The 21,366-nt window shown below is 65.0% G+C and carries 11 protein-coding genes; 6 read left to right on the top strand and 5 right to left on the bottom strand.

Annotated elements, in window-relative coordinates; all coding sequences use genetic code 11:
- Window positions 1-45: 45 nt before the first annotated feature.
- Entirely contained in the window at window positions 46-3,627 is a 3,582-nt protein-coding gene (locus AAD018_RS16310) for a CheR family methyltransferase (RefSeq protein WP_367315782.1), read from the top strand.
- 9 nt (window positions 3,628-3,636) lie between these two features.
- Here AAD018_RS16310 and AAD018_RS16305 read toward each other — a convergent pair whose 3' ends face one another.
- From AAD018_RS16305 to truA, 3 genes are all read right to left on the bottom strand, one after another.
- The gene (locus tag AAD018_RS16305) at window positions 3,637-8,586 is read right to left on the bottom strand and encodes a translocation/assembly module TamB domain-containing protein (protein ID WP_367315783.1); all 4,950 of its coding nucleotides are present in this window, start codon (window positions 8,584-8,586) and stop codon (window positions 3,637-3,639) included.
- On the bottom strand, window positions 8,586-10,397 hold the full coding sequence (locus AAD018_RS16300) for an autotransporter assembly complex protein TamA (RefSeq protein ID WP_367315784.1): 1,812 nt from the start codon (window positions 10,395-10,397) through the stop codon (window positions 8,586-8,588). The genes AAD018_RS16305 and AAD018_RS16300 overlap by 1 nt, the downstream gene beginning before the upstream one ends.
- 125 nt (window positions 10,398-10,522) lie before the next feature.
- A complete protein-coding gene (gene truA, locus AAD018_RS16295; protein WP_367315785.1) occupies window positions 10,523-11,296 on the bottom strand; it encodes a tRNA pseudouridine(38-40) synthase TruA in 774 nt (257 codons plus the stop codon).
- A gap of 101 nt (window positions 11,297-11,397) precedes the next feature.
- Between truA and AAD018_RS16290 the strand changes: the two genes are divergently transcribed.
- The 3 genes from AAD018_RS16290 (at window position 11,398) to AAD018_RS16280 (ending at window position 15,607) form a co-directional block, all read left to right on the top strand.
- Complete coding sequence (locus AAD018_RS16290; protein WP_367315786.1) at window positions 11,398-12,810, top strand: YcjX family GTP-binding protein; 1,413 nt, start codon at window positions 11,398-11,400, stop codon at window positions 12,808-12,810.
- 100 nt (window positions 12,811-12,910) lie between these two features.
- Window positions 12,911-13,921 carry a YcjF family protein gene (locus AAD018_RS16285; RefSeq protein ID WP_367315787.1) on the top strand — a complete coding sequence of 337 codons (1,011 nt, stop codon included), beginning with the start codon at window positions 12,911-12,913 and terminating at the stop codon, window positions 13,919-13,921.
- Between the two features lie 54 nt (window positions 13,922-13,975).
- Entirely contained in the window at window positions 13,976-15,607 is a 1,632-nt protein-coding gene (locus AAD018_RS16280; protein WP_367315788.1) for an FAD-dependent oxidoreductase, read from the top strand.
- Here the strand turns inward: AAD018_RS16280 and AAD018_RS16275 are convergent.
- Window positions 15,595-16,839 (bottom strand): FAD-dependent oxidoreductase, encoded by a 1,245-nt coding sequence (locus AAD018_RS16275; protein WP_367315789.1) that lies wholly within the window; start codon window positions 16,837-16,839, stop codon window positions 15,595-15,597. The genes AAD018_RS16280 and AAD018_RS16275 overlap by 13 nt on opposite strands.
- Window positions 16,840-17,017: 178 nt before the next feature.
- Between AAD018_RS16275 and ileS the strand changes: the two genes are divergently transcribed.
- Window positions 17,018-20,014 (top strand): isoleucine--tRNA ligase, encoded by a 2,997-nt coding sequence (ileS, locus tag AAD018_RS16270; RefSeq protein ID WP_367315790.1) that lies wholly within the window; start codon window positions 17,018-17,020, stop codon window positions 20,012-20,014.
- Window positions 20,015-20,322: 308 nt separating this feature from the next.
- Window positions 20,323-20,553, top strand: coding sequence for a DUF3253 domain-containing protein (locus AAD018_RS16265; protein WP_367315791.1), 231 nt, complete (start codon window positions 20,323-20,325; stop codon window positions 20,551-20,553).
- Here the strand turns inward: AAD018_RS16265 and AAD018_RS16260 are convergent.
- Entirely contained in the window at window positions 20,550-21,239 is a 690-nt protein-coding gene (locus tag AAD018_RS16260; protein ID WP_367315792.1) for a CDP-alcohol phosphatidyltransferase family protein, read from the bottom strand. The genes AAD018_RS16265 and AAD018_RS16260 overlap by 4 nt on opposite strands.
- Window positions 21,240-21,366 lie beyond the last annotated feature (127 nt).

The following is a 21,366-nucleotide window of genomic DNA, read 5'->3' as shown; positions in this document are numbered from 1 at the left end:
GAAAAATCCGGTTAGATTTCTCCACGTGTGGAGTTTCGATCAGTCATGAATGAAGAGATAGCCCAAGGCCCGAATGGCCCGACCGCTGAAATGGTGCCTGACAAGCCGAATCTCGGCGGAGCCAAGGCACCCTGTCCCATCGTCGGTGTCGGCGCGTCCGCCGGCGGGCTCGAGGCGTTTACCGATCTGGTCGATTCGATCAAGCGGGATCAGGGTCTGGCCTATATCCTCGTTCAGCATCTTGATCCGAACTATGACAGCCTCCTGCCCGAGCTGCTGGGACGTCAGGGCGAAATCGAGGTTCTGACGATCGAGGACGGCGTCGCGGTCGAACCTAACAAGGTCTATGTCCTGCCGCCGAACAAGGAGGTGCGAATCCTCGACGGGGTCCTGCATCTTGAGGAGTTCGAGGAGCAACGCGGACGCCGCACGCCCATCGATCACTTTTTCCGCAGCCTCGCCGAGGATCAGACGACCAATGCGGCCTGCGTCGTTCTTTCGGGGACTGGCTCTGACGGGTCGAGCGGTCTGCGCGCTGTCAAGGAGGCGGGCGGGCTGACCATCGCTCAGGATCCGTCGCTCGCCAAATTCGACGGCATGCCCAACAGCGCGGTGCGCACAGGGCTCGTCGATCTCATCATTTCGGCCGAACGGATGCCCGACACCCTGGTCGGATATTTCGGCGCCCCGCGTCTTGCGCTCGATGTCGAACATCCCGGGGAAGGGGACGAAGCCCCGATCAACAAGAGCTTCATCAACCGCGTCTCCGAGGCGGTTCTCTACCGCACCGGGCACGACTTCTCGAACTACAAGCACACGACACTGGGCCGCCGGATCCGCCGCCGGATGCAGGTGGTGGGGCTCGAGGATCCACAGGATTATATTAAGCGGCTGACCGTCGATCAGCAGGAGGGCGATTTGCTTTTCCGGGATCTGATGATCAACGTCACCAGCTTCTTTCGAGATGCCGAAGCCTTCGAAGTCCTCAAGACCGAGGTGATCCCCAAATTGATTGAGGGGAAGGGCAGGGCGGATACGATCCGCATCTGGGTGCCCGCCTGTTCAAGCGGGGAGGAGGCCTATTCCATCGCCATCCTTCTGGCCGAAGCGCTCGAGGGGCATGACGGCGCACCCAAGGTCAGCATCTTCGCGACTGATATCGATCCGACTATGCTCGAGGCGGCCCGCCGTGCGGTCTATCCGCTGGCCTCCATGGTGGACGTGCCGCAAGAGCTTCTGACCAAGTATTTCATCGCCGACGAAAAGGGCTTCGGGATCGGCCCGCGCATCCGCGACATGGTGCGCGTCTCCGAACATTCGGTCATCAAGGACAGCCCGTTCTCGCGGCTCGATCTGATCTCGTGCCGCAACATGCTGATCTATTTCAACCAGACCCTGCAGGCGCGGATCATCCCGATCTTCCACTACGCGCTCAGCAAGAACGGCTATCTCTTCCTTGGCCCGTCCGAAAACCTCGCGGGTCACGACAATCTAATGGATGTGATCTCGCGCCGGCACCGCATCTTCAAACGCAAGGGCAACACGACGACGCCCGTGAACCTGCCGATCCGGATGCCGTCCCAGATCACCGCTGGCGAACGCCGCGCCGAGGAAGCGCGCGAGAAAAGCATCGACGAGGATGATCTGCAATCGCGGATCATGGAACGCTATGCGCCGCCTTTCGTGGTCGTCGATACCAATGGCAACGTGATCTATTCGTCCGGGCGAACGGGCCGCTATCTCGAATTCGGCTTCGGCCGTCCCAGCCAGCAGATTCTCGAGCTGGCCAAGACGCCGATCCGGTCCGCTGTGCGCGCCGTGATGAGCGGCCGGGGCGGCTCTGGCCGCCGCATGCGCCGCGGGGTAGAGCTCGAGACGGACGGCCGGATCGTCAAGCTCGACATCTCGTCCGAACCGGTCGGGCAGGGCGCGCTTCTGATCGTCTTTCAGGAAACCTCGTCCGAAGATTTTGTCCAGTCCGACGAAGAAGGCGTGGAAATCACGCCTTTCTCCGACGAGGACCGCATCAGCGAGCTTGAGGACGAACTCAAGGAAAGCCGCCAAAAACTCCGCTCAACAATCGAAGAGCTCGAGACCTCGAACGAGGAGCTGAAAAGCTCCAACGAGGAAATGATGTCGATGAACGAGGAGCTCCAATCGGCCAATGAGGAGCTTTCGACGATCAACGACGAGCTCAGCTTCAAGATCGAGGCGCTGGCTGAAGCCAATGACGACATCCAGAACCTTCTGGAAAGCACCCAGATCGCCACGATCTTTGTCGACAAGGATCTGATGGTCCGCTCCTTCACGCCCGAGGCGGGCGAGCGTCTGGGCCTGACCAGTGCCGATACCGGCCGCGTCATCGACCAGCTCCGCACCCGCGCGGATACCGACCGGCTGCGCGATCTGGGCCTCGAGGTCCTTCAGGACCACACCATGCGCGAAGAGGATCTCGAACTGCGCGGCGATGCCGGCAGCTTCCTGCTGCGTGTCCTGCCCTACCGGACCCTCGCCGACGAAATCAGCGGCGTCGTCTACGTCATCGTCGACATCACGAGCCAGGCCGATGCGAATGCCAAGATCGAGGGCCTGCGCCGCGATCTCGAATTGCGGCTCGCCGAGATCGAACAGATCTACCTCGAAAGCCCTGTCGGCATGTGCCTGATCGACCGGGATCTGCGCTATATCCGGGCGAACGGCCAGATCGCCCAGATCAACGGGATGAGCGCCGAAGAGATGATCGGCGCCTCCGTCCACGAGGTTGTGCCGGATGTGGCCGATCAGGTGGTCAGCGTGCTGCAGAAGGTCCTCGATACCGGAGAGCCGGAGCTGGGCTACATCATCGAAGGCCAGACCGCCGCCCAGCTCGGCGTCGATCGCGTCTTTCTTGCCGACTACACGCCGCTTCGGATTGGGGACGAAATCCGGGGCATCTCCGTTGTCGTCCAGGACATCACCGACGATCGCGAGAAGGCCGCCGAAATGCGGCGGCTCATGCACGAGCTGCAGCACCGCGTGAAGAACATGCTGGCCAACGTGATGGCGCTGGTGCGCCAGGCGCGCCGCTCGGACCGCCCGGCAGATGAGGCACTCGTCCGCCTGTCGGAAAGGCTGCAGGCGCTTTCGGCCACGAACAACCTGCTCTCTGTGCAGAATTGGCGCTCTGCCGATCTCGAACACATGCTGCGCAACGAGCTGATCGAACCCTATGGCAAAGAGCGCTGCAAGATCTCCGGCCCGACGCTCGAATTGAACTCAAAGGCCGCGCTCGCGCTCGCGATGACCTTCCACGAGATGTCCACCAACGCCTCGAAATACGGGGCGCTGTCCACGCAGACAGGCAAAGTCGAGGTGGAGTGGATGTTGCAGGACAGGGGCGACGGCAAGCAGGTCGTCATCTTCTGGACCGAGGAGGGAGGGCCCGACGCGTCGGATCCGGGCAGCAACGGGTTCGGCACCAGCCTGATCGAGGCCAGCGTCGAAGGCACGCTCGAGGGCAAACTGATCGCCTCTTTCGCCGAAAAGGGTCTCAGCTACGAGATCCGCGTCCCCGAACATGCCGTGCTGAACAGCTCGACCATCGAGTTTGAGGATCATCCGATCCTCGACACCTCCAAACGGCACTGACAGCCGGTTTCAGTAATCGCGCTCGAAAAAGATCCCGACGCTTGAATTGCCGTCGGATCCCAGCGTCCCGCGCGCCGTCAGCGACGGCGTGATGTCGAGGTTCAGCGACACATCGGCATTCCCGCCAGAGCCGACCGTCACGTCGGTATAGACGTTCTCGGACAGATAGGCGCCCGCCCGCACCGCAGCGTTGCCGTCATCGGTCGTCACGATATCGAGATCCTCCAACCCATTGCTGGACCGCAGATTGTCGATCAAACCGCCACCGCCGCGCCCCGACAGGGTCGCCACCGCCGAGGCAAGCTGAACCGCCTGCAGCGGTGAGATATTGTCCAGATCCCGCCCGAACAGAAGCTGCGCCAGCACCTCTTCCTCGGGCAATTCCGGCGAAGAGCTGAAGCTCACATCCGGATCGTCCACCGGCCCTTCTACGACGATGCTGATGGTCGTAGTGTCGGTCTCCGTTTGGGCGACAAGCCGCAGGTTCGGAACGAAATCGCCCAGCAAGGTGATCGCCCCCTCATCCAACTCGAACCGCTGCCCAAGGATATCGAGCCGGCCCCGGATCAACTCGAACCGACCCTGCGGGATCACATTGGCGGTCGTGCCCGTCACCCGTAGCTGCCCTCCCAGCTCTGCGTCCAGACCGCGTCCCCGGACAAAGATCTGCGACGGCGCGCGGATCACCACGTTCAGCGGATAGGGCCGCGCGGTATTCGCGCCCGCAGCCTCGGCGTCGTCCTCGCCGCCCAGAAGATTGGCCCGCTCCAGCGTGGCCCGCACATCCGCAGGCAGGTTCACATGCTGCACATCCGGCACATCCCCCAGCGCCCCCAGCCCGGAAGAGGGGACCTGTATCTCGGTCGGCCCCAGCGCCAGATCACCGGCAATGCTGGCCCCACCCGCAAGCGGCCCGCTGACAGTCACACGACCGTCCACGGATGTCTGATAGAGGTTGGGATCGACAAGCTCGGCCTCATCAAGCGTAATCACAAGATTTGCCGGAAACGGCGCGCTCAGCCCCACAGGACCGGTCACCGCCAGATCGCCCCCCGCCGGAAGATCGGCAGACAGATTGATCTGCGCCTGCCCGTTTACCAGATCGACCGTCGCATCGATATCCTCAAGCGCCTCGAGAAAGGTCGGCAGGGCCAGACGCGCATCCTGCGTCGTCACCCGCCCGCTGACCGAACTCAGCTCGGGCGGGCCCAGAACGCTCACATCGAAAGAGGCGGTTCCGGCCAGGCTGCGCGGCTCGATAAAGGGGTTCGCCAAAGCAAGCGGAACAGAACCGGAGGCGCGCAGGTTCAGCCGCCCGCCGCTCTCGATCCGGCCTCTGACATCGGCATCCGCACCCGCGGGGCCGTCTAGCGCGACATCGAGGTCGATCCCGCCGCCTTCCAATAGGGTCGCCGTGCCGTCCGCCGTGAGCGGCCCAATCAGCTCCGGGCTCAGCAATCCAAGATCGGCGAGCCGTGCATCGAACTGCGCCCGGCTGACACCGCCCTGCACCGACCCGGTCGCGGTGACGTCGATGTTGGGAAAGTCGGCCCGGACCCGGTCCAGCACAAGCGTTCCATCGGCGCGCCGTGCGGCAGACAGATCCAACGTGCCAGTCCCGCTCAAAAGGCTGTCTACGATGTCCTGCCCGATGCCCAGAGACTGCGTTCGGCCTGTCAGATCCACGTCGAACGCTCCGGTCTCGACAACCCCGCGTCCCGATAGCGTCGCGTTGATCGACCCGCTCAGCGGAAGGTTCGCGATGTTGCGATAGGCGGCCAGTTGCGCCGCCGCCAGCTCGACCTCGCCGGAGACGGGGTAGCCGTCCTCCTCGGGACCGACAGTGACATCTGCCTGCGCCGACACGCCGCCGGGCGCGCTTGCATCGGCATCGATGACCCAGTTGCCGCCGGGCTGCTGACTGGCCGTTCCAACGATAGAGGCGGGCCCCTGCACCGACGGATCAATCAGCCCAACCTGCGGGATCCGAAGATCGAACCGCGCCGTATTGCCATTCCCCGCCGTGCTGCCAGAGGCATTCAGTGTCACGCCCGGAAATTGAAGCAGCGCCCGGTCGATATCTATGCCCTCCGCATCCCGTTCGGCCCGGATAACGATCTCGCCCGTCCCGCCGATCAGCGGATCGACCTGAGCGACCCCGACCGCCAGATCGCGCGTCGTCCCCAGAATGTCGGCGTCAAAGAACAGCTGTTCGGGCCGCACGCTCGCGTCGATGTTCAGATCCGCCGATCCGCTCATCTCCCGGCCCAAGGCAGCACCGATCTCAGCGATATTGCGCACCGCGACGCGCCCGTCGATATCGGCATTGTCGATGCTCTCAAGACTGGGAACGCGCGCATCCCCTGGCTCGGTCGCGCGCGCGGTCAGATCGACTGTCAGATCCGGATACTCCGCCGTCAGCTCTTCGATCACGATCTCCGTCGCGGTCCGCTGTGCCCGCAGCGCGATCGCGCCGCGCCCGTCGAGCATCGCCTCAACCGCCGGAACCCCGACATCCAGATCCGTCGTCGTCCCGTCGATCTCGCCCTCGAACAAAAGCTGCTCCGGCTCCACCGACAGATCCAGCGCCAGATCGACCGACCCGCCCAAAGGGCGCCCGGCAATCTCGGAAAACACCGCCAGATCCGCCGCCTCCAGCTGCCCGTCCAGCGTGATCCGTTCGATGCTCTCCAGGCTCGGTGGTCCGGTCGCTTCCGAAGGTTCGTCCGCCCGCCCGGTCAGGTTCGCCGTCAGCAGATCGTAATCGACGATGAATTCGGGCAGATCGATCCCCGTCTGATCGCGCCGCGCCTCGATATTCATCCGCCCGTTCCCGGCCAGCAACCGGTCGAGCCCTTCGATCCCGACCGCCAGATCGTCCGTCGTCCCCTCGACATCGACGTCAAAGACAAACGTGCCCGGCGTGACCGCCCCATCGATCCGCAGGTCCACTGCACCGGCAAAGGCGGGATCCACCAAAGGCGCATAGACGCTCAAATCGCGCGCGCTCAGATCCACCGTCCCCTCGATCCGCCGCGCCTGCTCGGGCGCAGCCATCGTTCCATCGACCCGCGCCGTCACTGCGCCCGGCCCGGTCAGGTCCAGATCCGCCGTCACCGATCCGTCCAACGCCTGCCGGACCTCTCCGGTCGCCGTCGCGGCACCGCTCAGACCTTCACGCATCGCCCCCAGATCCACGATCCGCGCGTCGATCTGCGCCACGCTGCCCTCGCTCGTCAGATCGGCCGAGGCCGTGATCCGCGCATCCGGTGTTTCGATCTGGAACCGCTCGAGCCGCGTGCCCTCGGTATCGCGCACCGCAGCGATCGAGATCTCGCCCGCCTCGTCGATCAGACCGTCGACCTCGGCGATGCCGATGCCCAGATCCTGCGTCTGCCCGTTCACCGTCACATCGAACCGGCCTTCCAGAGGGACCACCGTTCCCTCCGCCGTGACCTCCGCGCTGCCGCTCAGATCGCGCCCCGCGAGGGTGGAGAACCGCCCCAGCCGGTCGACCTCTGCGGTCAGATCAAAGACCGTCGCGAACCCGCTTTCGGCCCCCTGAACGACCGCATTCATCGCCGCGTCGAGCCCTGCGCCGCTCAGGCTCAGCGTCTCGACCCGGATCGGCGCGCCGCTCGGTGCCTCCAGCCGCAGCTCCCCGGTGACCGCATCGCCCAGCGCCTCGCTCGCGCCGACATCATCCAGCACGAGGCCTTCCGCTCCGTAGTCGAGAGCGGCCGTAAACGTCTCATTCTGCACGATCACACCGCCGCCGGTCAGGCTGATCGTCTCGATCCCCAGACCGGGCCGCTCCAGATTGCGCAGCTCGAACTCGGCGGTCCATTGGTCAACTTCTGCCGCATCGAACCGCACGGCGAGATCGGCCCCGTCAACAAAGACCGGATCGCCGCCCACGGGCAGCTGCACCCGCTCCGCGTTCTCAGCCAAAGCGCCGGTCAGATCGAACCGCTCTGGCCAGCCATCCGCGCCGATCGCCGCCGAGCCGTTCAGTTGCAGCGCCTCGGTTTCGAGCGCCAGCTCGTCCAGCGTCACCGCGCCATCCGCGCCCTGCTGCCCCGAGGCAACAAGCGAGACCTGATCGCCGAAGAACCCTTCGAATTGCGGCGCAACCAAAGGCGCGACGTTGCCGTCGATATCGACCGCAAAGCGTCGACCCGCGGCCTCGGTTGCCGCCGTCGTGATCGTGCCCGCCACCCGGTCCTGCCCATCCGTCGCCAGCGCCAGCTCGGCGGTGTAATCGCTGAGCGGATCGGTCCCCTCCAGCGTCAGCCGCAGCGACGGCGCCCCCGGAAGACCCAGCCGGCTCGCGACGATCCCACCTTCGCCTTCGATAAAGGTCAGGTTCAGGCCCAGAACATCCGTCTCGTTCGAATAGCTGCCCGCGACCTCGAACCGTCCGGTCCGCTCGTCCAGCCGATCCGCGCTTAGCTGCGCCTCGCCTTCACCATCCGCAAGGCTGGCGGAGCCCTCCATCGAGAGGACCACCTCTTCGCCCACGAAAGGCGCGCCAAGTTCGATCCGGTCGATGCCGAACCGCTCGACCTCTACCGAAACCGGCAGCTCGGGGAGCGAGAACGCGCCGCTTGCCTCAGGCGCCGGGGCCGTGGCCTCTGCCACCGGCAGCCGGGGCAGGGCGATTGCGCCCGCGCTTAATTCGGTCACCTCCAGCCGCCCGCGCAACAAGGCGGACCGGTTCCAGTCCAGCACCAGATCCTCGGCCCTGAGCCAGACGCCCTGTTCATCTGCAATCGTCAAAAGCTCGATCGTCGCTTCCGAACTCAGCGCGCCGTCGAACCCTTCGATCCGAACCGTGCGGCTGACGCCCGACAGGTTGTCCTCAAGAAAACCCTGGATCAGGCCAACATCGCGATCTTCCTGATCCTGCGCCGCCGCCAGACCCGGAAAGCACAGAAGAACAAGCGCGGCGCGGCGCATCAAAACGCCTGCCCGATGCCGATATAGACCTGTATCGATGCGTCCTCTCCCTCGTTTCCGCTGACCGGCGTGCCGACATCAAGCCGGATCGGCCCGATCCCGGTATTGTAGCGCAGACCCAGCCCGGCGCCCGAATGGCTGTCGCCTTCGTCGCTGTAAAAGCTGTCCGGCCCGATGAAGCCATAATCATAGAACGCGACCAATCCGATCTGATCGGTGATCCCCACGCGCGCCTCGGCCGAGGCCCCGACAAAGGACCGTCCGCCGGTCGTATCGCCATCCACCTCGACGCCGAGCGATTGATATTCTTGCCCGCGCACCGTGCCGCCGCCGCCCGAGAAATAGAGGAAATCGGCAGGCGCATCCTCCGCCTCAGGCCCCAGAAGCGATCCAAGCTGACCGCGAAAGGCGAGCACCAGCCGGTCGCTGGCCAGAGGACGCAAGTAATAGCGGGCATCCAGATCGAGCCGCCCTCCGCTTTCGCTGTCACTCAAGGCGAGGAACGGGATCGCATCGATCGCAATGTAGAAGCCCTCGGTCGGGTTGAGCGGCGCGTCCCGCCGGTCCCATTCGCCCGAGGTCGGGAAGGTCAGATAGACGTAATCGCGCTTGCCCAGATCGTCTTCGCTCTCACCGGCGCGCAGCCCGATCCCGGCCTCCACCGTGATCCGGTCGGTGACGTAGCGGGTCAGCCCGACCTCCGCGCGCACCTGCCGCGAGAAGAATCCCGGCTCGCTGCGCTGCTCGATCTCGGCAATCGCGTAAAGATCCGTGTCCGAGGCAAAGGTGGCGGGCCTGTCGAAGGTCGTCGTCAGCCGGTAATCGAGCGCATTTTCGATATCGCCGAACTCTTCGTCATTCGCTTCGCTGCCGATCCCGCTGACCTCGCCTTCGATCCGGAACCGCTCGGCCCCACCCAAAAGATTGCGGTGCAGCCAGAACGCCGACAGCGACAGCCCTTCGGTGGTCGACACTTCCGCGCCCGCCCCGATCCGGCGCGGCAGACGTTCGGCGACCTGCGCTGTGATGGGCAGCGTATTGTTCGGCCCGATCGTCTCGCTCTCGATCAGCGCGGCAGAGGCAAAGGTCCCCGTTCGCCGCAGCCGGTTTTCCGCCCGCTCCAGTTCCTCTTCCGAAAAGACCTCGCCCGTCGGAAGCCCTGCAATCGCCCGGATCCGCTCGGTCCGGACCCGCTCATTGCCTGTGACGGTGAGCGGCCCGAACGTCAGCCTCGGTCCCGGAGCGAGCGAGACCTCCACATCCAGCCGGTCCTCGGCCTGCCGCGCGATGATCGTCTGATCGGCCACCTCGGCCTTCGCGTGCCCGGCATTGCGCCAGCTGTCGATGCTGGTGCCGACCGCCGTCCGGATCGCGCTGGTCTCGGCCGGTTGCCCGGTGGCAAAGGCTTCGGGGATCTCGGTCCCCCGCACCCGCGGCCCGATCCGCGCCAGCCCAAAGGTGAAAAGCGGCCCCGGATCCACTCGAACCACGATCGACGAGATCCGCGCCGGAGGATTAAGCGGCGGGATCGTCGACGCCTCGCGCCCATCCACCGAGATCTGCACCACGCCGCCGAAATGCCCTTCGTTATAAAGCGCCGTCACGAGCCTGCGGTAATCGGCCTGGGCGGCGGCGATGTAATCCTGCGTCCGGCTATCCTCGACATCCTCGAGCGAGCTCAGAAGCGAAGCGGCGATCAGACTGGCTTCCAGGTCCTCGTCCTCTCCAGCTACAACGAAAGACACATCCTGCGCCACAGCCGGGGCGCCCAGAACAAGCATGGTCAGAAGAACCGAAACACTGCGCCGCAAAAGCTTACCCCATACTTTTTTGATGCAGGTCTTCGGGCCCGCAATACCAGTAACCTTAACGCCCCCCGTCTAATCAAAGAAAGCGGAAAGGAGGGTCAAACCCATCCCATATTGAGAAAGACCCGTCAGCCGGAGGCGAATGGATCGGCGGGATAACGCACATTCGCAAGATAAAGCCCCTGTGGCGGGCAAACCGGACCACAAGCCGCCCGGTCCTTTGCCGCAAGCGCCTCGGCCACCCGCGAGGGCGGCCAGGATCCTGCGCCCACCCGTTCGAGCGTGCCGACAATGCTGCGCACCTGATTGTGCAGGAACGACCGCGCCCTCACATGGAACCGGTATTCGGCCCCGCCATTGATCTCGCGCTCCTCTACCCGGATCTCGTCCAGCGTCTTCACCGGGCTTTCGGCCTGACACATCACCGACCGAAAGGTCGTGAAGTCGTGCCGCCCGACCAAAGCCTGCGCCGCCTCCTCCATCGCCCGCGCATCCAGAGGATGGCGCACCTGCCAGGCTGCCCCAGCCAGATGCGTTACCGGCGCCCGCCGCGCCACCAGCCGAAAGAGATACTGCCGCTCCACCGCCGAAAACCGCGCATGCCAGTCCGGCGCAACCTCGACCGCATCCAGAATGGCGACGGGCGACGGCTTGAGATGCCAGTTCAGCGCCTCCGAGAGCCGGAACGGCTCCCAGTCCTTGACCAGATCCGCATGCGCCACCTGGCCCAGCGCATGAACGCCTGCATCCGTCCGGCCTGCCGCCGCAATCCTGTGCTCTCCAGGCTCCAACCGCGCCAGCGCCGCCTCGACCGCGCCTTGCACCGACGGCTGATCCGCCTGCCGCTGCCACCCCGCAAAGGGCGCCCCGTCATATTCGATCTTCAGCGCATACCGGCCCATGGCCCGCGCCCCTAGTCTTGCAAGGCGCTGAAATCAATCCCTACCCAATCCCGCACCCCGCCCCTATCTTCCCGCTTCATGGGCAAGGAAAGACGCGCGCGATGGTGGTAGGACGACTGGCCGACGGGATCGCGCGCAGCGTAAGCGGGCTGACCGATGCGGTGACCGCGCCGTTTTCGGACAAGGTGATCCGTCTGGGCGTCACGGGTCTTAGCCGGGCGGGCAAGACGGTTTTTATCACCTCGCTCGTGGCCAATCTGATGGACCGCGACCGCATGACCGGCCTGCGCGCCGCCTCAACCGGGGCGATCCGCACCGCCTATCTGCAGCCCCAGCCCGACGATACGATCCCGCGTTTTGCCTACGAGGATCATCTGGCCGCGATGACCGGCGCGCAGCCCTACTGGCCCGAAGGCACCCGCGCGGTCAGCGAGTTGCGCCTGTCGCTCCGCATGCAGCCCTCGGGCCTTCTCGGCACGATCCAGGGCGCGCGCACCGTCCATCTCGATATCGTGGATTATCCCGGCGAGTGGCTTCTGGACCTGTCACTCATCGACCGCGATTTCGCAGCATGGTCAGAGGATGCGCTTAAGCGGATCGAAGACCGTCCTGAGGCCGAGGACTTCCGCCGCGCTCTGGCCGAAACCGACCTGACCGCCCGCCTTGAAGAGCCCGCCGCCCAGCGCCTCGCCGCACAGTACACGGCCTATCTGCATGCGGCCCGCGCGGCGGGCTATTCGGACTGCACCCCGGGCCGCTTCCTTCTGCCGGGTGATCTGGCCGGATCGCCGGTCCTAACTTTCGCGCCGCTGCCGCCCATGCCGAACGCGCCGCGCAATTCGCTCGCCCGCGAATTCCAGCGCCGCTACGACAGTTACAAGCGCAACGTGGTGCGCCCGTTCTTTCGCGATCATTTCGCCCGCATCGACCGGCAGGTCGTGCTCGTGGACATCCTCGGGGCGATCCATGCCGGTCCTCCGGCGGTCGAGGATCTCCGGCGCGCGATGACCGACATCCTGACGGCCTTCCGCCCGGGCCGGAACGCGTTTCTCTCCCAAATCTTCGCAGGCCGCCGGGTCGAGCGGATCCTCTTCGCTGCGACCAAGGCAGACCATCTGCACCACTCCCAGCATCAGCAGCTGACCGATATCGCCGCCGCCCTGCTGCGCGACGCCAAGGATCGCGCGGATTTCGCGGGAGCCAAGACCAAAGCGCTGGCCATCGCCGCGCTTCGGGCCACGACCGAGGACCGGATCGACCACCAAGGCACACCGCTCGATGTAGTGCGCGGCACGCTGGCCTCGGGCAAACGCGCGGCGCTGCATCCCGGAGAGCTGCCCGAAGATCCCTCCCATCTGCTGGACCCCGCGCGGCAGGGGGCCGGCAAATGGCTCGATGCGGGCTATGAGGTGATGACCTTTTCACCGGCGGCCCTCAGCTTGAAACCGGGCGAGGGGCCTCCCCATATCCGCTTGGACACGGCGGCTGAGTTTTTGATCGGGGATCTGCTATGAGACAGATTTTTCTAGAAAAATCTGAAGCCCCAAAATCTTCTAGAAGATTTTGCGACGCCAGAATTTTCGATGAAAATTCTGCCGCCTCGAGGCAACGGTTATGAAAGGGCCTGTCCTCATCGATCTAGATGACGGCGCCTCGGGACAGCCCGAACCGACGCCCGCCGCCGCCCCGCCCGTGCCCGATCTCGTGCCCCGCCAGGCCAGTATGCAAAAGGCTGCGGCCTTGGCCGCAGCCCGGCCCTCGCCGCTGACGCGCTGGTTCTGGGGGCTGCTCGGCGCCTTGCTGACGCTGATCCTGTCTCTGACCGCCTGGTCCGCTCTGACCGCCCTGATCTCGTCCTCTCCGATCCTGGGGGCCATTGCCGCAGGCCTGACAGCCGCCCTGGCGCTTGTCTGTCTGGCCATCATCACCCGCGAGGCCGCCGCCCTCTTCCGGCTCGGCCGTCTCGACCGGATCCAGTCCGATGCCGGAGCCGCGCTTTCCAGTCGCGATCTGGGGCAGGCCCGCGTGGTCCTCGACGATCTCGAACGGCTCTATGCGGCGCGCCCTGATCTGGGATGGGGTCGTGAGCGGCTTGCCGAAAGGCGGGCCGACCCGCTCGACGCCGACGCGCTTCTGAGCCTCGCCGAAACGACCCTGCTTGAGCCTCTCGACCAGCGAGCCCGGCGCGAGGTCGAGGCCGCTGCCCGTCAGGTCGCGACCGTCACCGCGGTCGTGCCGCTCGCCTTTGCCGATGTCATCGCCGCGTTGACCTCGAATATCCGCATGATCCGCCGTATCGCCGAGATCTATGGCGGCCGCTCCGGCGCCTTGGGCGGCTGGCGGCTGACCCGGGCGGTCCTGTCCCATCTGGTGGCGACCGGCGCGGTGGCGGTCGGTGACGATCTGATCGGCTCGGTCGCGGGCGGGGGCGTGCTCTCGCGCGTCTCGCGCCGCTTCGGCGAAGGGGTTATCAACGGCGCGCTGACCGCCCGCGTCGGCGTGGCCGCCATCGAGGTCTGCCGCCCCTTACCCTTCATAGAGGCGCGCAAACCCTCTGTGACCCGCCTCGTCCAGCGCGCCCTGACCGGCCTTTTCGGCGGATCGAAGGACGCCGCCGATATGTGAGGGTGACAGCGCCGTCCTATACCCTACCTCAAACCGGACCGCAGGAGGCCCGCAATGGAATCGCTCGCAGCCGATCTAAGCACCATGGTGCGCACGCCCCTTCACGACAGCCATGTCGCGGCCATGCGCCGGATCGCGACCGAACAGACCCTTGAGCCCGGCGAATATCTCGTCCGGGCCGGCGATCCGGTCGACACGTTTCATTACCTCCTCGACGGCGAGGTCGAGGCCGTCAATCCTCGCACCAACAAGCGCTACGGCAATGCCACGCTTGGCCCGACCCAGTTCTTCGGCGAGGTCACGTTCCTGTCGGGCGGCAAGAACATGATGTCCGCCCGCGCGGTCCAGCCCAGCCGCCTTCTGTGCATCCCGCGCCAGGAAATGCTCGATCTGATGTCCCAGATCCCCGAGATGTCGGATATTATCATCACCGTCTTCTCCGCCCGCCGCCGCCGCCAGCTCGAGGAAGGCGATGCCTCCCTCACCCTCATCGGCGGAGAGATCAGCCGCGAGATCCGCGAGATCGCCATGTTCGCAGGCCGCAACCGCATCCCCTTCCGCGAGCTGACGCTAGGCGAACACGAGGCCGAGGCGCTCGCCCACCAATGCAAGATCGGCGACACCGAACCGGCTGTTCTCTTCGGCAAAACCGAGGTGCTCGAGGATCCGACCCCCGCCCGCGTGGCCGCTCGGCTGGGGCTCGCGCTCGATATCGACGAGGGAACGATCTTCGACACCCTCATCGTCGGCGGCGGCCCGGCCGGTGTCGCGGCGGGCGTCTATGCCGGGGCCGAAGGGCTCAGCGCGCTGGTCGCCGAGGATCTGACCATCGGCGGGCAGGCGGGCACGTCCTCCCGGATCGAGAACTACATGGGCTTTCCCACCGGCATCTCGGGCGCCGATCTGGTCTGGCGCGGCGAGGTGCAGGCGATGAAATTCGGCACCCGCTTCGCCGTCCCCCGCCGCGCCACCGCCATCGACAAACGCGAGGACGGCACCTTCTGCACCACCTTCAGCGACGGCACCGAAGCCTGCGCCCGCTCGGTCATCGTGGCCACCGGCGTGCAATACCGCCGCCTGCCCATCGACCGCCTCGAAGAGTTCGAGGGCCATGGCATCTATTACGCCGCCACCGATATCGAGGCGCGCTATTGCAAGGACACCGAGGTCGTCATTATCGGAGGAGGCAATTCGGCGGGGCAGGCGGCGATGTTCCTCTCGCGCTCGGCCAGCCATGTGCACCTGCTGGTGCGCGGCCCGTCGCTCGCTGCCTCGATGTCGGATTACCTCTTCTCCCGGCTCGACGCCGATCCGGCGATCACCATCCACTACCAGACGCAAATGACCGGCCTCGAAGGGGACGACACGCTCGAGGCGATCACCATCCGCGACCGGGCCGCTGGGGAGAACTGGCGCCTCAAGACCCGCGCGGCGTTCATCATGGTGGGCGCGGCGCCCAACACGGACTGGCTCGCCGATATGGTCCAGCTCGACGACAAGGGTTTCGTCTGCACAGGCGAGGTGATCGGCAAACCGTCCGGCTACGAGACCTCCGAGCCGGGGATCTTTGCGGTCGGCGACGTGCGCGCCGGATCGGTTAAGCGGGTGGCCTCCGCCGTGGGCGAAGGGTCGGTCGTCATCTCGAAAGTTTGGGAGTGGATCGACAGCCAGGATCAGAAGACCTGACCGGACGCCTTGCGTGTCATCAGGCTGGCATAGGGCGGCACCATCGTGCCGCAGACCAGCGCTGTGAGAACGCGCGGCACCGGCCCGATCTGCGACAGCGGGAACAGCGCCCGGTTGCGCAAGAGGGGCAGCCACCGGCTATCGGATTGATATTGCGGTGTGAATGCCCAGCTCATCGCCTGATAGATCTGCACATGCCAGCGCCGCGCCATCGCGTAGGACTGCAGCGCATCGCCGATATCGTGACGGTCCAGCGCCAATGCCAGCGCCATCGCATCGAGAAGCGCCATATTGGCCCCCTGACCCAGCTGCGGGCTGGCCCGGTGCGCCGCATCGCCGATGATCGCCAGCCGCTCGGCATAGGGGCGCGTTAGCGTGCCGTGTCCATAACGGGCCATCGTCATCTGATCGGTATCGGTAATCTGCTCCACGAAAGGCATCGCCTCGGGCCAGAGCGCCGCCACCTCGTCCCGCCATGCGCCCAGCCCGCCTTCGCGCCAGGCCTCATGATCATGCGCGGGCAGCGACCAGAAGATCGCCGCCTTCTGCCCGTCCTCTCCGGGCAGCGTCCCGCACGGCAACACCCCGATCATCCGGCTGGCTTTGCGGTAAACCTGGCTCAGCTGCGCCTGCGGCAGCACATCCGGCACCCAATCGACCGTCCCCCAAACCGCGCCGTAGGGCAGGGGCCGCGAGCGTAGTGGTGACAGCTCCGACCCCGCACCGGTCGCATCCACGACCAGATCGAAGGTCTCCGTCTCGCCCGAGGCCAGCGTCAGCTGCCCGTTCTCGGCTGCCGTCACCCGCGCGCCCGAGACCAACTCGATCCCCCGCGCGCGCACCGCCTCCATCAGCGCATCGAACAGGCTCGCCCGGTGGATCCCAAGCCCGAACCGCGCCCCGCCGCCGCGATCGTAGTGTACATCCAGCACGCGCCGCCCGCTGCCCGCCTCGTGCCCCAGCATCCGCGTGATCCGGTTGCCTGCCTCTCGCGCGGCCTCCCCTGCGCCGATCTCGTCCAGCACCGCCTGTCCCACGGGTTGGATCACCAACCCCGATCCGACAGGCGCGGGCGCCTCGAACCGGTCGAACAGCGTCACCCGGTGCCCGCGATCCGCCAGCAAGGCCGCCGCCGCCAGCCCGCCGATCCCGGCGCCTGCAATCGCTATCCTGAACTCTGCCGTGCCGGTCCTTCCAGGCGCCGATGTCGCCCGATCGCCAAAGCCCGTCAAGCCGCCACTGGACGCGTCCCGATCCGCCTTCTATAACGCGCGCAATATGCATCACACCGCCCGCATCATTCGAATTATATCCCCGGCGCTCTGATCCGATGAGCTGCCGGGCCAAGGCGCTGAGATCCGTCGCGCCGTCCCTCCAGATCCCCGATCCGCTACCGTAAGGACGCCCGACATGTGCGCCGAGACCGCGACCACGCCCGACTACAAATCCACGCTGAACCTGCCCCAGACCGACTTTCCCATGCGCGCGGGCCTGCCCAAGCGCGAGCCTGACTGGCTGGCCCGCTGGGACCGGCTGCGCGTCTACGACCGCCTGCGCGAGAAAGAGGGCCGCGAGAGCTTTACTCTCCATGACGGGCCGCCCTATGCCAACGGGCATCTACATATCGGTCACGCGCTCAACAAGATCCTCAAGGATATGGTCGTCCGCTCCCGCCAGATGATGGGTTACAACGCGCGCTACGTGCCCGGCTGGGACTGCCACGGCCTGCCGATCGAATGGAAGATCGAGGAGAAATACCGCCAGAAGGGCCGCGACAAGGACGCGGTCCCGGTGCTCGAGTTCCGCCAGGAATGTCGCGACTTCGCCGCCGGATGGGTCGACATCCAGCGCGAGGAATTCCAGCGCCTCGGCATCACCGGCAACTGGGACGATCCGTACCTCACGATGAACCACCACGCCGAACGCGTCATCGCCGAAGAGTTCCAAACCTTCCTGATGAACGGCACGCTCTATCAGGGCTCCAAACCCGTCATGTGGTCCCCGGTCGAGAAGACCGCGCTCGCCGAGGCAGAAGTGGAGTACCATGACCGTCAGGTCGATGCGGTGTGGGTAAAGTTTCCTATAGTGAAAACCGGTCTCACGTCCGAAAAACTCGATAGAGAGATTGCCGCCCGTAAGACGTTCTTGGCCGCTGAAAGTAGTGCTTACAGTCCGCAAGAAGAGGCGAAGAATCGTCGAGATCTACCTCTTGCATCTACTCAAGTTGTCATTTGGACGACAACGCCTTGGACCCTACCATCTAACCGTGCCATCTGCTTCGGTCCTGATATTGCCTACGGTCTATATGAGGTCACTGAAACACCGGAGGAGTGCTGGGCGACTAAGGGTGATAAATACTTAATCGCTGATAACCTCGTCTCTGAAGTCATGACCGCTGCTCGTTTGGAGCACGATCAGTGGACTCGCGTGCGCGATGTTGCTGCAGATGAGTTAGATGACTTGGCGTGCGCTCATCCCTTGCGGTCTGCTTCGGACAGTTGCGAATGGGACTTCGACGTCCTTCTCCTTCCCGGCGATCACGTCACAGACGACGCAGGCACCGGCTTCGTCCACACTGCACCTGCACATGGTGATGACGATTATCAGATCGGTTTGAAGCACAACTTACCGATGACCTACAATGTCGAGGCCGACGGTACCTACCGAAGCGACCTGCCGCTCTTCGGCGGCGAAGCGATCATCAAGCCGAACGGCAAACCCGGCGGCGCAAACAAGGCCGTCATGGACAAGCTGGTCGAAGTCGAAGCCCTTCTCGCCCGTAAGCGCATCACGATTTCTGACGCCCATAGCTGGCGCTCCAAAGCCCCGGTTATCCGCCTGAACCGCCCCCAATGGTTCGCCGCCATCGACCGCCCCGTCGGCGACGGGCAAGACACCTACGGAAAGACGATCCGCGAACGGGCGCTCACCTCCATCGACGAGCTGGTCACATGGACCCCCAAGACCGGCCGCAACCGCCTTTATTCGATGATCGAGAACCGCCCCGACTGGGTGCTCTCGCGCCAGCGCGCCTGGGGCGTGCCGCTCACCTGCTTCACCCGCAAAGGCGCCCAGCCGACCGATCCGGACTTCCTGCTGCGCGACGCCGCCGTCAACGCCCGCATCACCGAGGCCTTCGAGGCCGAGGGCGCCGACGCCTGGTACGCCGACGGCGCCAAGGAGCGGTTCCTCGCGGGTGACCACAACCCCGACGACTACGATCAGGTCTTCGACATCCTCGACGTCTGGTTTGATTCTGGTTCCACCCACGCCTTCGTCCTGCGCGACCGCGCGGACGGCACCGAGGACGGCATCGCCGACGTCTATCTGGAAGGCACCGACCAACATCGCGGCTGGTTCCACTCCTCCATGCTGCAAGCCTGCGGCACCAAGGGCCGCGCGCCCTATCGCGCTGTTGTCACCCACGCCTTCACGCTCGACCAGAAGGGTAACAAGATGTCCAAGTCGCTCGGCAACACGATCGTGCCGGACGAGGTGGTCAAGCAATACGGCGCCGACATCCTGCGTCTCTGGGTCGCCCAGACCGACTATGTCCACGACCACCGCATCGGCCCCGAGATCCTCAAGGGCGTGGCCGACAGCTACCGGCGCCTGCGCAACACAATGCGTTTCCTCCTCGGCTCTTTGCCCCAGACGGCCCCCGAAAAACCCGCCGACCTGCCCGAGCTCGAACAATGGGTCCTCCACCGCCTCGCCGAGATCGATTTGGCGGTGCGCGAGGGCTACAAGGCCTACGACTTCCAAACGGTGTTCCGCACGGTTTTCGACTTTGCCACGCTGGACCTCTCGGCCTTCTATTTCGACATCCGCAAGGACGCGCTCTACTGCGATGGCGAGACAGAGCGCAGGCAGGCCTCCCTCTGGGTACTCGAGCAGATCTACCAGCGCCTGACCACCTGGCTCGCCCCGATCCTCGTCTTCACAATGGAGGAAGTCTGGCTCGAACGGCACCCTGAGGACGACGCCTCGGTTCACCTGCAGGACATGCCCGACACGCCGCAGGACTGGCGCAACGACGCGCTCGCCGCCAAATGGCAGGAGATCCGCACGGTCCGCCGCGCCGTCACCGGCGCGCTCGAGATCCAGCGCCAGGACAAAACCATCGGCTCCTCTCTCGAGGCGGCCCCGGTCGTCCATGTCAGCGCCGAGCAGGCCGAGATCCTCAAGACTGTCCCCTTCGAGGATATCTGCATCACCAGCGATCTTCAGATCACCACCGATCCCAGCCCCGCCGAGGCCTTCCGCATGCTCGAGGCCGACGGCGTCGGCGTGGTCTTCGAGAAAGCCCATGGCCAGAAATGCCAACGCTGCTGGAAGATCCTCCCCGATGTCGGCCTGCATGCCCATGAAGGTGTATGCGGTCGCTGTAACGAGGCGCTGGGTTAGGGCTCAAGGAAAGAGGGGCGCGCCCGACCCTGGGTGGGCGCGGCTCAACCTTTCAGCGCGTACAAAGCAAGAGGTTTGTCTCTATCGGCCCGGAAACAAGCCGAAGGCGCCGGGCCAGCGGCGGCCCGTCTCGGCGGGCTGGCGCTTTGCCATCTCTCGCTGACCTCAGAGCGAAGATGTAAGTGGCACCATAAAAGGTGCCTCGCATATGCGGGCCAGCGCCATCCCACGGGCCGCCGCTGGCCCAGCTCAGGCTATCTTTAGCTGGCCAGCTTGACGCTCATCTCAGTTGCCCGATCTAACCTCCCATGACCGATGCCGACATCGCCGCGACCCTCCGCGCCTTCGCTCTTCAGCGCGGCGCGGACAAAACCTTCTGCCCGTCCGAAGTCGCCCGCGCGCTGGCCGGGGATTGGCGTCCCTTGATGCCGCGGATCAGGGAAATCGCAGCCGCGATGCCCGATCTCAAAGCCACGCAGAAAGGCCAAACCGTCGATCCTGTAACCGCTACCGGCCCGATCCGCCTAAGCCTCGCCTAGGACCGCTCGGTCAGCTGCTGCATAGGTCCGGCAAGGATCAGATAGATCGAGAGAACCACAAGCGCCGTCACGACGCCTCCGCCGCTTTCGAAGTTGTTCCACGCCGCCACCCCGGCCAGCGCCGTCCAGATCCCGGCCGCGGGCAGCGTCACCGCGCGCCAGCGCGCCGTCCGCACCGGATGCACGAACTTGATCGGCAGGAACATCGCCACGGCCAGAACCGTCACGATCATCAGGCAGGCCCACCAAGACGGCTCGACCGCGAAAAGCACCAGCACAGCCATGTTCCAGCAGCCCGGAAAGCCGGAAAAGGAATTGTCCCGCATCTTCATCCGCGTATCGGCGAAATACATCGCCGAGGTGAAGGTGATGATAATGATCGCCAGCCAGCCCGACCAGCCATCCATTAGTCCGCTCGCATAAAGCGCATAGGCCGGGATGAAGACATAGGTCAGGTAATCGATGATCAGATCAAGCAGGACGCCGTCGAACTCTGCCGCGTTCTTCTTGACGTCATAGCGCCGGGCCAGCGGTCCATCGATTCCGTCGACCGCAAAGGCAACGACGAGCCATAGGAACATGATATCCCATTTCGCGTCGACCGCCGCGAGCATTGCCAACATCGCGAAGACCGCGCCGCTTGCGGTCAAAAGATGGACGGCCAGCGCTTTGCGTTCGGGGGTCATGAAAGAGGATATCATGAGTTGAAAAGATCTCGATCTAGGGGTCCGGTCGAAATCGGCCCTTCCGGTTCGGTTTGCAAGCCATTCCTGTTCATCTTGTCCAGTTAACCAAATTTCCACCGACCAGATA

Origin of the sequence: Aestuariibius insulae, assembly GCF_040783535.2 — a bacterium.
Lineage (GTDB): Bacteria > Pseudomonadota > Alphaproteobacteria > Rhodobacterales > Rhodobacteraceae > Aestuariibius > Aestuariibius insulae.
This window is presented reverse-complemented; position numbering and strand designations above follow the sequence as displayed.